Raw genomic sequence first — 529 nt, forward strand, 5'->3', positions numbered from 1 at the left:
GCGCAGCGGCCCATCGGCCGCCCTACCGGGCGGCCTTCGCGATTTTTCGCAGTCCGTGGCCGTCCGTTCCGTGGCGGGTGGCCTCGGCCACCTGCGGCAGCAGGAAGGCCATCACGTCGCGGGGCTTCTTGGCCGTGTCTGCTGCAAAACCGCTGCGCAATCCCACCTCCTTCAACATCGGGCCGGGGACGGCCTGCAGGACGCTGTAGGCGGCGCTCAGGCTCCCGCTGCGGGTAGCAGCGGCCAGCTGCTCGGCGAGGGCTTGGGGATCGTTCTGGACGGTCATGGCTGCGGCTCCTGGACTTCGGTTGAAAGGGTGGCCGGTTGCCCGGCCACCCTCGGCTGTTAGGCGGCGGCCTGTGTCGCCTCGGCTGCGGCCTTGGCCGGAGCCTTCGCCTTCGGCGCGACCTTAGTGGGCTTGCCCTTCGCTTCCGCCTTCGCCTTCGGTTCTGCCTTGGCCTTCGGCTCGGCCTTCTTCGCCTTCTGCTTCGGGGAGCGGATGCCCTTCGGCACCCAGCCGGTACCGGCA

The 529-nt window shown here is 69.9% G+C and carries 2 protein-coding genes; both read right to left on the bottom strand.

Annotated elements, in window-relative coordinates; translation table 11 throughout:
* Positions 1 to 22: 22 nt before the first annotated feature.
* On the bottom strand, positions 23 to 286 hold the full coding sequence (locus tag EOD15_RS35320; RefSeq protein WP_127409388.1) for a hypothetical protein: 264 nt from the start codon (positions 284 to 286) through the stop codon (positions 23 to 25).
* Between the two features lie 59 nt (positions 287 to 345).
* On the bottom strand, positions 346 to 529 hold a 184-nt coding region (locus EOD15_RS36155; RefSeq protein ID WP_185929190.1), incomplete at its 5' end, for a hypothetical protein.

The sequence above is a fragment of the Mesorhizobium sp. M7A.T.Ca.US.000.02.2.1 genome (genome assembly GCF_003996995.1).
Taxonomy (GTDB): domain Bacteria; phylum Pseudomonadota; class Alphaproteobacteria; order Rhizobiales; family Rhizobiaceae; genus Mesorhizobium.